Origin of the sequence: Spiroplasma endosymbiont of Lariophagus distinguendus, assembly GCF_023846195.1 — a bacterium.
Classification (GTDB): domain Bacteria; phylum Bacillota_I; class Bacilli_A; order Mycoplasmatales; family VBWQ01; genus Spiroplasma_E.
The window spans coordinates 1-13,773 of record NZ_JALMUW010000028.1 but is presented as its reverse complement, the minus strand read 5'-3'; the positions used below and the strand labels follow the sequence as shown (position 1 = coordinate 13,773).

The window sequence follows — 13,773 nt, the reverse complement described above, 5'->3', positions numbered from 1 at the left end:
AATATTAATTTAAATAATTAATATTTTTTATTTTCTTAATATTTATCACAAAAAGTATAAAGTAATGATAAGATTGCAGCGCCAATTAGAACATCATTTTGATTATGATTTGCTACTTGCGTAGTAAAACTAGGTAATAAACAAATATTATTAAAAAAATATTGATCAATAATTCTTCCAATATTATTATTTGTTAATGAAAATTGTTCTTTTAATATTTTACAATAATCATTATTATTTTTAATTAGTATTGAAGTTTTTTTAGTAGCACCAACATCAAGATGTAAACCTTTTTTATATAAAGGTAAATTTAAAACTTGATCATTATTTCAAATGTCATATAAATCAAAAATTTTATGTTTTTGAAAAAAATAACTAACTTTATTTTTGAATTTACTTTCATCATTATGATAACTCAAATAGTTTTTTAGCATTAATATCTCAGTTCTAGCACCAAGTAAAATCAAAGATTTAATGTTATGTTTTAATAACTTATTAGTTAAAAATTTAAAAAACTGTTGCTGATGTTTAACAAGCTTTAAATCTTCATTTAAAATATTTGGTTGTGGAATAACAGTTTTAACGAACAAATGTAACTTTTTATTTTGTAAATTACTAACGCTTAAATCTTCTTTTTTATTAATAATTAATAATGCAATTGAAAAAATTTTTTCAAAATCATGAGCATAAGAATTGTTCTTTTTTTTATGTAATAAATTACGAAAAGTCTCAAAATCAAAAATAAGAATTGGATATTCAATCTTATCTAAAAATTTACCAATAACATTAATATTTAATTCAATATCTAAGTTATTTATTTTTAATTTTTCCATTGTAATACCTTTTCTAATACATTTATTTGATAAGCGTACTGATTTCACTAACTTCGTTTTTAATAATTTTAGTTTTTGATGGATAACCATAACCAGCAGACACTAAAATTGTAACATGATACTTATTAGGTTCAATAATCTTATTTGATTCTAAGTAAGTTAATAATTGTTGTTCATTAAAACCACCTAATACAACATTATCAATTTCATGAGCAGTTAATAATAATAAAAGATTTTGTAATAAAATAAAAGTTTGACATTGTGCCCAATGATTTATTTGTGTTTTTTTGTCATGATCAAAGAAATTATTAAATGTTGATTTATAAATTTCGTATTGTGGTTTTGTTAAATTACGTCTTTTCATAACAGTATCAACAAATCATTGATTACTAGTATTGAAATTTTCACCACTATAACTTAATAAAATAAATAAATGTGAACAAGTACTAACTTGTTGTTGATTATTTATGATTGGTTGCAATTGTGCTTTAATTTTAGAATTACTAATAACTAAAATTTTTCATGGTTCTAAACCATATGAAGATGGGGTATGACGCACATAGTTAAGAATATCGTTAATTTTACTATCACTAATAATTTTACTAGGATCATAATTACGAATTGATTTACGATTTAAAATTAGACTTTCCAGCTCTTTAACATAAGGCATTGATTTGTCATCTCTTTTCTATAAATTAATTTTACTACTAAAATATTTTTAATTAAAAATCTTTATTCTCAAAAGAGAATAAAGATTTTTAATTAAATGTGATTATTTAATAACTTCAGTAACTTGTCCAGCACCAACAGTTCTTCCACCTTCACGGATTGAGAATTGAGTACCTTTCTCAAGGGCAACTGGGTGAATTAATTCAACAGTAATAGTAACGTTATCACCTGGCATAATTAATTCCGATTTTTCACCTTTATTAATAAAGTCTCCCATACTTCCTGTAACATCAGTTGTACGGAAATAAAATTGTGGTCGATATCCTGGATTAAATGAAGTATGACGTCCACCTTCTTCTTTAGTTAGAATATAAACTTCACCTTTAAATTTAGTATGTGGAGTAACTGATCCTGGTTTAGCAATAACTTGTCCACGTTGAATATCTTCACGTTTAACTCCACGTAATAATACTCCAACGTTATCACCAGCTTGTGCTTCATCTAATAATTTTCTGAACATTTCAATACCAGTAACAACAACTTTTTTAAGACCTTTGTTAATACCAATAATATCAATTTCATCATTAACTTTTAAAGTTCCACGTTCAATTCTTCCAGTAGCTACTGTTCCACGTCCAGTAATAGTGAAAACATCTTCAATAGCTAATAATACTGGTTTATCAACTTCTCTTTTTGGTGTTGGAATTCATTCATCCATTGCTGTTAATAATTCTTTAATTTTTTCTTCTCATTCTTTTTTACCATCTAATGCTCCTCTTGCAGAACCACGAATAATTGGTGTATCATCACCTTCAAATTCATACTTAGTTAGTAATTCACGAATTTCCATTTCAACAAGTTCTAATACGTCATCGTCTACACTTTCCATATCACACTTATTTAAGAATACAACAATTTTTTTAACTCCAACTTGACGTGCCAATAGAATGTGTTCACGTGTTTGTGGCATTGGACCATCAGTTGCAGAAACAACTAACACTGAACCATCCATTTGAGCTGCACCTGTAATCATATTTTTAATGTAGTCAGCGTGACCTGGACAGTCAACGTGTGCATAGTGACGAGTTGGTGTTTCATATTCAACGTGAGCTGTATTAATAGTAATACCACGTGCTTTTTCTTCTGGAGCAGCATCGATAGAGGCATAGTCCTTAAACATACCTTTATATCCATCTGCTTCATGTTTTGAACAATAACTAGTAATTGCAGCAGTTAATGTTGTTTTTCCATGGTCAACGTGACCAATTGTTCCAACATTAACGTGCGGTTTTGTACGTTCAAATTTTTGTTTTGGGCCTGTTGATACAGGCTTTGATTTTTTTACTTCTTTTTCTGCCATTTTTGTTTCCTCCTTGGAAATAATTAATACTTATTTTTATTTAATTAAATTAAACACTAAGATAATTTTAAAGTAAAGTTATTATACTTTCAATTAAATTATTTTATTTTTTAGTAACTCTTCCTTTTTGATATTTACCAGCAACTGCTTCAGCAACTGATTTTGGTGCTTCTTCATAGTGTGAAAAAGACATTGTATATGTTCCACGTCCTTGGGTCATTGAACGTAATTCAGTAGCATAACCAAACATTTCAGATAAAGGCACTTTAGCTTTAACAACTTTACTGTTACCACGCATTTCATCTGCTTCAATAGTACCTCTTTTACCAGAAATTTTACCAACAATAGAACCATAATATTCATCTGGAATAATAACTTCAACATTCATAATTGGTTCTAATAATACTGGTTTTAATAAATCTTTATTATCTTGTAAAGACTTAGAAGCTGCAATATTAAAGGCACGTTCTGAAGAGTCAACAGGGTGGAATGAACCATCATATAATGTTGCTTTAACGTCAATAACTGGATATCCAGCAATTAAACCATTAGCTAATGATTCAATTAATCCTTCTTGTACTGGTTTAATGTATTCACGTGGCACTTTACCACCAACAATTTTATCAACAAACTCAAATCCTTTATCTGGATTTGGTTCAAATTTAATAATAACATGTCCATATTGGCCGCGACCACCTGATTGATGAATATATTTACCCTCAGCGCGCTCACAAACTGCTTTAATTGTTTCACGATAAGCAACTTGTGGATTTCCAATGTTAGTTGCTACTTTAAATTCACGTTTTAAACGATCAGTTAAGATGTCTAAATGCAGTTCTCCCATTCCTGAAATAATTGTCTGTCCTGTTTCTTTGTCTGATGAAACACGGAATGTTGGATCTTCTTCTGCAAGTTTTTGTAAACCTAAACTCATTTTTTCTTGATCAGCTTTTGTTTTAGGTTCAAGCGCTAATGAAATAACTGGTTCTGGAAACACCATTTTTTCTAAAATAACTTCATGTTTTTCATCACATAATGTATCACCAGTAGTTGTATCTTTTAAGCCAACAATAGCAGCAATGTCACCAGCATAAACCTTTTTAATTTCGGCACGACTATTGGCATGCATTTGTAAAATTCGACCAACACGCTCTTTTTTTTCTTTAGTTGAGTTTAATACATAACTACCAGATTCTAATGTTCCCGAATATACTCTAAAAAAAGTTAATCTTCCAACAAAAGGGTCAGTCATGATTTTAAATGCCAACGCTGAGAAAGATTCTTCATCACTAGAATGACGTTCTACTTCTTTTGATGAAACAGGTAATATTCCTTTAATTGCAGGTACATCTAATGGTGAAGGCAAGTAATCAATAACTGCATCTAACATTAATTTAACACCTTTATTTTTAAAGGCACTACCACATAATACTGGGAAAAACTCAGCAGCAATTGTTGCTTTACGAATTACTGTCTTAATTTCAGCAACCGTTACTTCTCCTTCAGCATATTTCATAAAGAAATCATCATCAAAGTGAGAAAGTGCTTCTAATAATTCCTCACGTCTACTTGCAATAACATCTTTAAGTTCTTCAGGAATTGCAATTTCTTTATAATCCTCATTTGGTTTACCATCAAAATGGTATGCTTTCATCTCAATTATATCAATAATTCCATCAAAAGCATCTTCTGCACCAATTGGTCATTGAATTGCATGAGCATTAGCACCAAGACGATCTTTTAATGTTTGAATTGAATGAGCAAAGTCAGCCCCAATTTTATCCATTTTATTTGCAAAAACAATTCTTGGTACATTATACCTAGTTGCTTGATTTCAAACAGTTTCAGTTTGTGGTTCAACTCCAGTTTGCGCGTCTAATACAGCAACTGCTCCGTCTAAAACTCTTAATGAGCGTTCAACTTCAACAGTAAAATCAACGTGACCCGGAGTATCAATAATATTTATTCGATTATTTCTTCAAACAGCAGTTGTTGCAGCTGAAGTAATAGTAATACCACGTTCTTGTTCTTGTTCCATTCAGTCCATAGTTGCGGCACCTTCATGTACCTCACCAATTTTATGAATTTTACCAGTATGGTATAAAACTCTTTCTGTTGTTGTAGTTTTACCAGCATCAATATGAGCCATAATTCCAATATTTCTAGTATTTGCTAGTGAATATTCTCGACCTGATTTTTCTGCCATTTTCTCTCTCCTTTATTATCATTTATAGTGAGCAAAGGCTTTATTAGCTTCAGCCATACGATGAATTTCATCACGTTTTTTAATTGATGAACCATTACCAGTAGCAGCATCCATAATCTCAGCTGCAAGTTTATCTTGCATACTATTACCATATCTTGCTTGTGAATAAGAAACTAATCAACGAATTGCTAAAGTTATCTTACGAGTAGCACTAACTTCAATAGGAACTTGATAGTTTGCGCCACCAATTCTTCGAGTTTTAATTTCTAATTGTGGTGTAATATTAGCAATTGCCTTTTCAAATACTTCTAATGGTACTTGTTGGGTTTTTTCTCCAACAATTTTAAAAGAATTATAAACAATTTTTTGAGCTACACTTTTTTTACCATCAATCATAATGGCGTTAATTAATTGAGTAACAATTTTTGAATCATAAATTGGATCAGCAACTAATTCTCTTTTAATAGCTTGATTTTTACGCATTTAGTTTTACCTCCTTATTTCTTATCTTTTGGTTTTTTAGTTCCGTATTTAGAACGACCTTGATTACGATTTACTACTCCGGCAGTATCAGAATACCCACGAATAACATGGTATCTAACTCCAGGTAAGTCTTTAACTCTCCCACCACGGATTCCAACAATAGCATGTTCTTGCAAATTATGACCTTCTCCAGAAATATAAGCAGTAACTTCCATACCGTTAGTTAAACGAGCACGAACAATTTTTCTTAAAGCTGAGTTAGGTTTTTTTGGTGTTCTTGTAGTAACTACAAGCGCTACACCTTTTTTTTGCGGACTGCTAATTGAAGAAGTTGTTTTTGTTAATGAATTATATGAAACATTTAACGCTGGTGATTTAGATTTGTATTTTTTATCTGTACGTCCTTTACGTAATAGTTGGTTCATTGTTGGCATTAATCGTTAGCCTCCTTTATGATTTTAAAGAATTAATTATATACACAATTCCTAGTGTATCAAAATTTAGTCCAATAAGTATAATACCAGTTTTTAATAGTAATAGTCAAATAAATTTTGAAAAATAATTAGAAAAGGCTTTTCTCCCTTTATGTACTATTTTTAAATTTTATCACATAAATGCTGAGAAAAGCCTATCTACGGACTTCTCCCCACATTTTTAAATCAAACATAGCATTACAATTTCAAAACTAGGTATCTTATTGAATTTATATGCAGCTTCTTTTGCATATAAATGAACATGATGTTTTGCAACTTTGATATGTGTTTAAATGTTCTTCTTATATGTTTTCAAACTGATTCAATTTGGTTGGTATTTACACCAGTTTTGAAACATAGATATCTTGATGATTGACTGTTTCATGTTAGTGAAAACCGATTTAAAATCGCAATATCCTTTTTCAAAAATCAGTATGTACATGACACTTTGAAGAAATGTGGTTTCTTGCAAACTGCAAAGATTTTTACTTTTTGCATTTTCAATACTTTCAAATTAATTTATTGGTTGTTTTTCATAAATACCAACAATCAGGTTTTATTCACAGGATCTTCCTTGTTTTTTAAAACCCATATGTGAATACATTTTTTTTTTTTTTCATCATTTGGATATCCCTCAACAATAAATTGTGATTCTTGTTTGGAATACAAGTTCTGATTTATGACCCATTCTTCAAGCAGTTTTCAAGTTACCCCCAATTCTTTTGCAACATCCAGTTATGGAATTCCATGTTTGTGTTTATTCATCTAAAGATGAGATAAAACCAAGATTTCAAAATTATTGTGACTTATAAAAAATGGTCCGCCATGAAAGAATACTAAATGTTTGATGACATTCAAACATCTTATTCTTCTTAAATCAGAAGTATTCAAATTTGTTCAATAACACCTGATACATTTATTTTCCTTCAAACTTACTATATATTTCAAACAATCTTGTTCTGTTTGAAAAGTATTGTTGAACTCATTCAATTTCATTGTTTCCTCCACAAGTACATGTGGGGAGAAGTCCGTTAGAAAAAAATGACACAATTTAAATTATGTCATTTTAATTATAATAAAATATTATATTTCTTATTCGTGTACTGTTACACCAGTTAATTTAACAGCAACTGCAACATCTTTTGATTGCCCAAGCGTAACTTTAATATTAACTGTATTATCTCCTACAGTTAAATCTGTATCTCCTTTATCAAAAGTAAATGTTGCTTCACCAGCTTTATCTTCATCAGTAGCTTTTTAATTGCTGCTGTAATAATATCTTTAGCATCATTTTGTTTTTTTGTGAATCATTTAATGATTTACCATCAACACTTTTTTCTAAAGCTGCTTTAATATCATTTGTAACTTCAACATCTGTCTTTTTATGTACTGTTACACCAGTTAATTTAACAGCAACTTCAACATCTTTTGATTGCTTGTAACTTTAATATTAACTGTATTATCTCTACAGTTAAATCTGTATCTCCTTTATCAAAAGTAAATGTTGCTTCACCAGCTTTATCTTCATCAGTAACTTTTTTAATTGCTGCTGTAATAATATCTTTAGCATCATTTTGTTTTTGTGAATCATTTAATGATTTACCATCAACACTTTTTTCTAAAGCTGCTTTAATATCATTTGTAACTTCAACATCTGTCTTTTTATGTGCTGTTACCAGTTAATTTCAACAACTGCAACATCTTTTGATTGCCCAAGCGTAACTTTAATATTAACTGTATTATCTCCACAGTTAAATCTGTATCTCCTTTATCAAAAGTAATTTGCTTCACAGCTTTTATCTTCATCAGTAACTTTTTTAATTGCTGCTGTAATAATATCTTTAGCATCATTTTGTTTTTTGTGAATCATTTAATGATTTTACCATCAACACTTTTCTAAAGCTGCTTTAATATCATTTGTAACTTCAACATCTGTCTTTTTATGTGCTGTTACACCAGTTAATTTAACAGCAACTGCAACATCTTTTGATTGCCCAAGCGTAACTTTAATATTAACTGTATTATCTCCTACAGTTAAATCTGTATCTCCTTTATCAAAAGTAAATGTTGCTTCACCAGCTTTATCTTCATCAGTAACTTTTTTAATTGCTGCTGTAATAATATCTTTAGCATCATTTTGTTTTTGTGAATCATTTAATGATTTACCATCAACACTTTTTTCTAAAGCTGCTTTAATATCATTTGTAACTTCAACATCTGTCTTTTTATGTGCTAATGTAAATGTAATAGTTATTGAATCACCATTATAAATTTTACCATCAGGACTAACTACTGCACTAGTAATTGGATTTCCATCTTTTTCAGGAGTATTAACTTTAACTGTAATACCATTTAAATCAATATTTTTATTTTCTGGAACTGCTTTAATAGCTTCTTTAAGTTCTTTCTCAGTTGGTTTAGTAATATCAGCAACTGGAATTGGACCTAATTCTTTCTTTTTTAATACTGTATCTAAATTAACTGCAGTTTGATGACCACAAGCTACAACTGAAGTAGTAGCTACTGTTGTTAGGGTTAATGCACCCATAAGTCTTAATAAATTTTTCATTTGCATATCTTAGTACCTCCGAAATAGTTATTTACTTATTTTTTGAATTTTAACATACAAGAAAATTAATGTAAAGATTTTTTGCTTTGCACATGTTAATTAACATATAAATTTATATATTCAAATCTTATTTTTTTACTAGTCTTTGATTTTCATTAAATAAGGTTTTTTTAAAAAATGTTATATAATAATAAGTATCATTTAAGGCATGTTTTTATAGCATACTTATGGTAATTGGTGAAGAAAGGGTTGAAAATTTTATGCAAAAAAGTCAGATAGCACGAGCTGTACAAAAAAAATTAGAATTATCAGAAAAAGAATACAAAGAAGTGTTAGAATTTATCTTAGATAAAATTGCTACTGCTTTAATTAAAGGAGAAAAAGTAACACTACGTAACTTTGGAACTTTTACTATTAAATACCGCAAAGCTCGACCGGGAGTAAATCCACAAAATTCAGAACCGATGGCTATTCCTAGAAAGCGAGTAGTTAAATTTAATTCTTGTAAAGCATTAAAAAAGAGAGTTAATGAAGGTAAATAAATATTTTATTTTAGGAATGACTTCAATCAAATATAGATTGTATATTCATTCCTTTTAATTTGTAAAATTAGCAACCTTTTTTAATCTTAAATAATTAAAAAAATACTCTGTTTTAAATGAGTATTTTTTATCGGACTTCTCCCCACATGTACTTGTGGAGGAAACAATGAAATTGAATGAGTTCAACAATACTTTTCAAACAGAACAAGATTGTTTGAAATATATAGTAAGTTTGAAGGAAAATAAATGTATCAGGTGTTATTGAACAAATTTGAATACTTCTGATTTAAGAAGAATAAGATGTTTGAAATGTCATCAAACATTTAGTATTCTTCATGGCACCATTTTTTACAAGTCACAAATACCTTTGAAATCTTGGTTTTATCTCATCTTTAGATGAATAAACACCAAACATGGAATTCCATCAACTGATGTTGCAAAAGAATTGGGGGTAACTTTGAAAACTGCTTGAAGAATGGGTCATAAAATCAGAACTTGTATTGCCAAACAAGAATCACAATTTATTGTTGAGGGCATAGGGCACTTAGCCCTTTTTACTAGACCATTAATTTAAAAAACCTGAATGTATTCGAAAAACAATTGTGTTATATAATTAACACTAATTTTGACATGAAAGGATTTTTATTAATGGATAAAATTAAACAAATAGAATTATTTATTAGAAAATTAAATATTAATCAAAAAATTAAAATTATTGATCATTGCAAGAATCAATATTCGATTAGACATCTTTCTCAATATCTTCAATTAAACAGATCAACATATTACTTTTTAAAAAACAAACAAAAACCTATTAAAAAAGAAATAAATCACCTTGATCATTGTAACCATAAATATCAAAAATTATGCAAATTTTTAATTGAATTTCATTCTACAAGAAAAGGTAGAATTTATGGATATTTACGAATTTTTTCAGCATTTAAAGAATGATTAAAACAAGAAAAAAACATTCACTTAAATATAGAATTATCAACAAAACAAATGCGAAAAATTATGAAAGATCACAACATCCAAGGTTTAAAACAAACTAAAAATAATAATAGTAAAAATAAAAAGACTGCACATAAATGAATACCTACAATGGATAAAGTCAACAAAAATTATAAAATCACAACTTCTTCTAATCAAATTTGATCAATGGATACTAAACAAATCAATACTAAAGAAGGCTGATTATACCTTTTGGTAATTATTGATTTTTATTCAAATAATGTTGTTAGTTATAATACTGCTTCTAATAAATCATATAAAGATTTAATAAAACCTGCTCTTGAAAAAATAACACAACAATTTTCTTTAAAACAAATCAAAAGCGTTATTTTACATTCAGATAATGCTGCTGAATTTTATTGCCAAGACATATCCAACTGAACTATTGACAAACAAATAATCTTAAGCAAAAAGCAACCTTATGATATTGGCGGTAATGTTCTATCAGAAAACTGATTCTCACATTTATCTCAAGAATGATTACCCAAAGGTTCAAACCAATATTTAACAATCAATGAAGCTATAAATGATGTAAATCAATATGTTATGTTTTATAATTATGAAAGAATACATTCTAAATTTCTAAAACCACCAATTTTACAAATTAAAATTTAGAAAAAAAGTATGAAAGTGGTCCAGTAATTAGGGCCAACCACCATAGTGCAAATGGATGAAATGTATCTTTCACATATGGGTTTTAAAAAACAAGGAAGATCCTTGGTGAATAAAACCTTGATTGTTGGTATTTATGAAAAAACAACCAATAAATTAATTGTGAAAGTATTGAAAAATGCAAAAAGTAAAAATCTTTTGCAGTTTGCAAGAAACCACATTTCTTCAAAGTGTCATGTACATACTGATTTTTGAAAAGGATATTGCGATTTTAAATCGGTTTTCACTAAGCATGAAACAGTCAATCATCAAGATAGCTATGTTTCAAAAACTGGTGTAAATACCAACCAAATTGAATCAGTTTGAAAACATATAAGAAGAACATTTAAAACACATATCAAAGTTGCAAAACATCATGTTCATTTATATGCAAAAGAAGCTGCATATAAATTCAATAAGATACCTAGTTTTGAAATTGTAATGCTATGTTTGATTTAAAAATGTGGGGAGAAGTCCGTAGATAGGCTTTTCTCAGCATTTATGTGATAAAATTTAAAAATAGTACATAAAGGGAGAAAAGCCTTTTTTATTTTCTTCATATATTAATATTAAGATATATTTTTATAAACTACTTAATCTATTATATTTTTATTAAGTACTTTTTTTTCTGATAAATTAGATATTTGCATTTTTTTATCTTTAGTTGTATGAATAAATGGTTTAGATTTTAAAAATGTATAAATTAATAATGGTAATAATATAAAAGCAGCAAATAAATCAATAAAGCCAAGAAATAAATAAAAATAAAAACCATTATGAGAAACATGTGCAACATAATATCCTAAACTTAAACAAACAATTGGCATTATAATTGTTCGTTGTAAACTAGCAAATAATGACAATTTACCACGATTAATTGATTGATAGAAAATAACAGCAACATAATGTAGTGTAGCTAATGGATAAAAAGCAAACTGCATAATAATATAAACTTTAAAGAATCTTGCCATTTCTAAATCTACGCCAAAGAAATGCATCATATATTGTCCTGCTATTACTACTAATAATACTGAACCAATTAGCAACAATAAAAGTAATAAAGTTAAACGTCACATCAATTGTCAAACACGACTAAAGTCCTTTGAACCATAAACATAACCAATTAATGCTCTTGCTCCCTGCGTAATTCCAATAATAGGTGCATTAATTAAAATTAACCAAGGCATAATACCGCCATATAATTGAACAAAAACCGGAATACCAGTACTTCCTCCACCATGATAGTCTGGAGGTGGCAATGTATTTAAAATTTTAGTAGTAACCATTGCCAAAATACTTTGGGCAATATTTTGTAATAAAGAAGTTGCACCAATTAATAAAATGCCCGTTACTATTACTCATTTAAGTTTTAAGTGTGCTACTTTAAATCTTAAATTATCGGCACTATATCAAATAATACCTATTGAAAATAAATTAATGCTTGCTCAAGCAATAATAGTTGCATATGCAGTGCCTTCCATTCCTAATTTACCAGGAATAACAAAAATAAAATCTAAAGATATATTTACTAAACAAGCTGCAACATTAATTAAAATTGTTCATAACATCATTCCTTCACTACGTAACAATGAAACTAAAAAATAAGCAAAAAAAAGTAATGGTGTAGCAAGAATTAAAATTTGTGAAAATCTAACTGCTTCTTTAATTATTATTTCCCTAATTACTGGATTACTTCCAGCATCACTTCCAGCTTGAAATTCAATAATACTCTGACAACTAAAATACATAATGATCATAAGAACAATAGAAACTAAAAAAGATAATAGAAACCCATTTCCTAAATATTCTGACATTTGTTCTCGTTTATTTTGACCATATGCAATTGAAAACTTAATACCTGTTCCAGTTGCAACCATTAAAGCAAAGGAAACCATCATTGAAGAAGGAACAGCAGCATAAGTAGTAGCAATATTAATAATTTTTAATGCTTGTTCAGCAGTTATCATTATTCCTGAATTTTGATAATTATTATAACGATCAATAATACTTTGTCCACCTCATTGTGTAGCAATTCATTTATCAAAAATTTGATAAGTAGAAAAAATAATTACAGCAATTAAAGGTGGTGTGACCATAATAAAGATTGCTTTTCATGGATTTGCCGTGCTAAAAATAGCTTGTCTTTTCAACTTGTTTATTGAATTTCTTTCTGTTCTTTTATTGAAAGTAACTTTAGCAAGATTTTCTTTTTCCATAATATTATCCTTTCTAACAAAATTAATCTAATTAATATTATATTTTATAAAAGCTCATAACTAAAATATCTATTGCTGTCACAAATAAAAAACATGTTTAGTATTTTAAAAAATGTTAGAAGAAAAAAATTAAAATATAAATTTTTATAAAAAATATAATTACATTATAACCTAATAATAAATAAATATTTAAAATAATCTCTTTAATTTATTTTTATTTAAAAACTATCATTACTTCCAATTGAAAAAACAATTGGTATTTTATTAGTTTTTCACTTAGTTCCTGTATGAAAATCAGGAGTAATAATAACATAAACCATACCAACTTGTTGATAATAGTTATTAATTACATGTTTAGCAAATTTATCACTAAAATATTGAATTGTGAAATTACCAGTTAAAGGATCACTCTTTAATTGATTAGAAGTATTAATAACATTCTTATTAATTTGTTGATATGTTAAATTAGGATTAACAATAATTGGATCCATTCCTGATAAATCCTTAATTGTATTTAAATCAGAACGCTTATCTGTTAAAGTTACTTTTAAAATGGCTGTTGTTTCTGTTCAATAAGGATCATTAACATCTGCTGTAATTTTAACTCAAATATCACCAGCAACCTGTTCTTCATTATCTGCTGCCACTTTTCCTTCTTCATCACTAAAATAATTAACAGTAAAACCAGCCGCTAACTTATTATTCGCAAATTGCTTAGCACTATTAAAAACAGTTGAATCAATTTCTTGATATTTTTTAG

The 13,773-nt window shown here is 28.0% G+C and carries 17 protein-coding genes; 7 read left to right on the top strand and 10 right to left on the bottom strand.

The features are described from left to right. Positions 1-35 precede the first annotated feature (35 nt). The 7 genes from M0D11_RS03500 to M0D11_RS03470 form a co-directional block, all read right to left on the bottom strand. On the bottom strand, positions 36-833 hold the full coding sequence (locus M0D11_RS03500) for a hypothetical protein (protein ID WP_252320128.1): 798 nt from the start codon (positions 831-833) through the stop codon (positions 36-38). Positions 834-855: 22 nt separating this feature from the next. Next, positions 856-1,503 carry a nitroreductase family protein gene (locus tag M0D11_RS03495; protein WP_252320126.1) on the bottom strand — a complete coding sequence of 216 codons (648 nt, stop codon included), beginning with the start codon at positions 1,501-1,503 and terminating at the stop codon, positions 856-858. A gap of 102 nt (positions 1,504-1,605) precedes the next feature. Beyond that, the gene (gene tuf / locus M0D11_RS03490; protein ID WP_252320124.1) at positions 1,606-2,862 is read right to left on the bottom strand and encodes an elongation factor Tu; all 1,257 of its coding nucleotides are present in this window, start codon (positions 2,860-2,862) and stop codon (positions 1,606-1,608) included. 103 nt (positions 2,863-2,965) lie between these two features. Further along, positions 2,966-5,068, bottom strand: a complete 2,103-nt coding sequence (gene fusA, locus M0D11_RS03485; RefSeq protein ID WP_252320122.1) for an elongation factor G — start codon at positions 5,066-5,068, stop codon at positions 2,966-2,968. Positions 5,069-5,083: 15 nt separating this feature from the next. After that, positions 5,084-5,551 carry a 30S ribosomal protein S7 gene (gene rpsG / locus M0D11_RS03480; protein ID WP_174481359.1) on the bottom strand — a complete coding sequence of 156 codons (468 nt, stop codon included), beginning with the start codon at positions 5,549-5,551 and terminating at the stop codon, positions 5,084-5,086. A gap of 14 nt (positions 5,552-5,565) precedes the next feature. Further along, on the bottom strand, positions 5,566-5,985 hold the full coding sequence (gene rpsL / locus M0D11_RS03475) for a 30S ribosomal protein S12 (RefSeq protein WP_252320120.1): 420 nt from the start codon (positions 5,983-5,985) through the stop codon (positions 5,566-5,568). Positions 5,986-6,580: 595 nt separating this feature from the next. Next, positions 6,581-6,730 carry a hypothetical protein gene (locus tag M0D11_RS03470; protein ID WP_252320117.1) on the bottom strand — a complete coding sequence of 50 codons (150 nt, stop codon included), beginning with the start codon at positions 6,728-6,730 and terminating at the stop codon, positions 6,581-6,583. Between the two features lie 270 nt (positions 6,731-7,000). Between M0D11_RS03470 and M0D11_RS03465 the strand changes: the two genes are divergently transcribed. The 3 genes from M0D11_RS03465 to M0D11_RS03455 are packed head-to-tail and all read left to right on the top strand — an operon-like array spanning position 7,001 to position 7,707. After that, positions 7,001-7,285 carry a hypothetical protein gene (locus M0D11_RS03465; protein ID WP_252320115.1) on the top strand — a complete coding sequence of 95 codons (285 nt, stop codon included), beginning with the start codon at positions 7,001-7,003 and terminating at the stop codon, positions 7,283-7,285. Between the two features lie 31 nt (positions 7,286-7,316). Next, positions 7,317-7,466 carry a hypothetical protein gene (locus tag M0D11_RS03460; protein ID WP_252320113.1) on the top strand — a complete coding sequence of 50 codons (150 nt, stop codon included), beginning with the start codon at positions 7,317-7,319 and terminating at the stop codon, positions 7,464-7,466. Then, positions 7,453-7,707 (top strand): hypothetical protein, encoded by a 255-nt coding sequence (locus tag M0D11_RS03455; protein ID WP_252320111.1) that lies wholly within the window; start codon positions 7,453-7,455, stop codon positions 7,705-7,707. The genes M0D11_RS03460 and M0D11_RS03455 overlap by 14 nt, the downstream gene beginning before the upstream one ends. A gap of 196 nt (positions 7,708-7,903) precedes the next feature. Here M0D11_RS03455 and M0D11_RS03450 read toward each other — a convergent pair whose 3' ends face one another. Next, a complete protein-coding gene (locus M0D11_RS03450) occupies positions 7,904-8,599 on the bottom strand; it encodes a hypothetical protein (RefSeq protein ID WP_252320109.1) in 696 nt (231 codons plus the stop codon). A gap of 254 nt (positions 8,600-8,853) precedes the next feature. Here M0D11_RS03450 and M0D11_RS03445 point away from each other — a divergent pair, with 254 nt between their 5' ends. The 4 genes from M0D11_RS03445 to M0D11_RS03430 all read left to right on the top strand — a co-directional run bounded on the left by M0D11_RS03445 (position 8,854) and on the right by M0D11_RS03430 (position 11,256). After that, the gene (locus M0D11_RS03445) at positions 8,854-9,135 is read left to right on the top strand and encodes an HU family DNA-binding protein (protein WP_174481356.1); all 282 of its coding nucleotides are present in this window, start codon (positions 8,854-8,856) and stop codon (positions 9,133-9,135) included. A 367-nt stretch (positions 9,136-9,502) separates the two neighbouring features. Further along, entirely contained in the window at positions 9,503-9,709 is a 207-nt protein-coding gene (locus M0D11_RS03440) for a hypothetical protein (protein WP_252320107.1), read from the top strand. A gap of 56 nt (positions 9,710-9,765) precedes the next feature. After that, entirely contained in the window at positions 9,766-10,761 is a 996-nt protein-coding gene (locus M0D11_RS03435) for an IS3 family transposase (protein WP_252319878.1), read from the top strand. A gap of 51 nt (positions 10,762-10,812) precedes the next feature. Beyond that, positions 10,813-11,256, top strand: a complete 444-nt coding sequence (locus M0D11_RS03430; RefSeq protein WP_252320130.1) for an IS1595 family transposase — start codon at positions 10,813-10,815, stop codon at positions 11,254-11,256. Positions 11,257-11,390: 134 nt separating this feature from the next. On the opposite strand, the gene M0D11_RS07220 is transcribed toward M0D11_RS03430, so the two are convergent. Next, positions 11,391-13,013, bottom strand: a complete 1,623-nt coding sequence (locus M0D11_RS07220) for an MATE family efflux transporter (RefSeq protein ID WP_252320105.1) — start codon at positions 13,011-13,013, stop codon at positions 11,391-11,393. A gap of 218 nt (positions 13,014-13,231) precedes the next feature. After that, positions 13,232-13,773: hypothetical protein (locus tag M0D11_RS03420; protein ID WP_252320103.1), on the bottom strand; the 542-nt coding region annotated here is incomplete at its 5' end.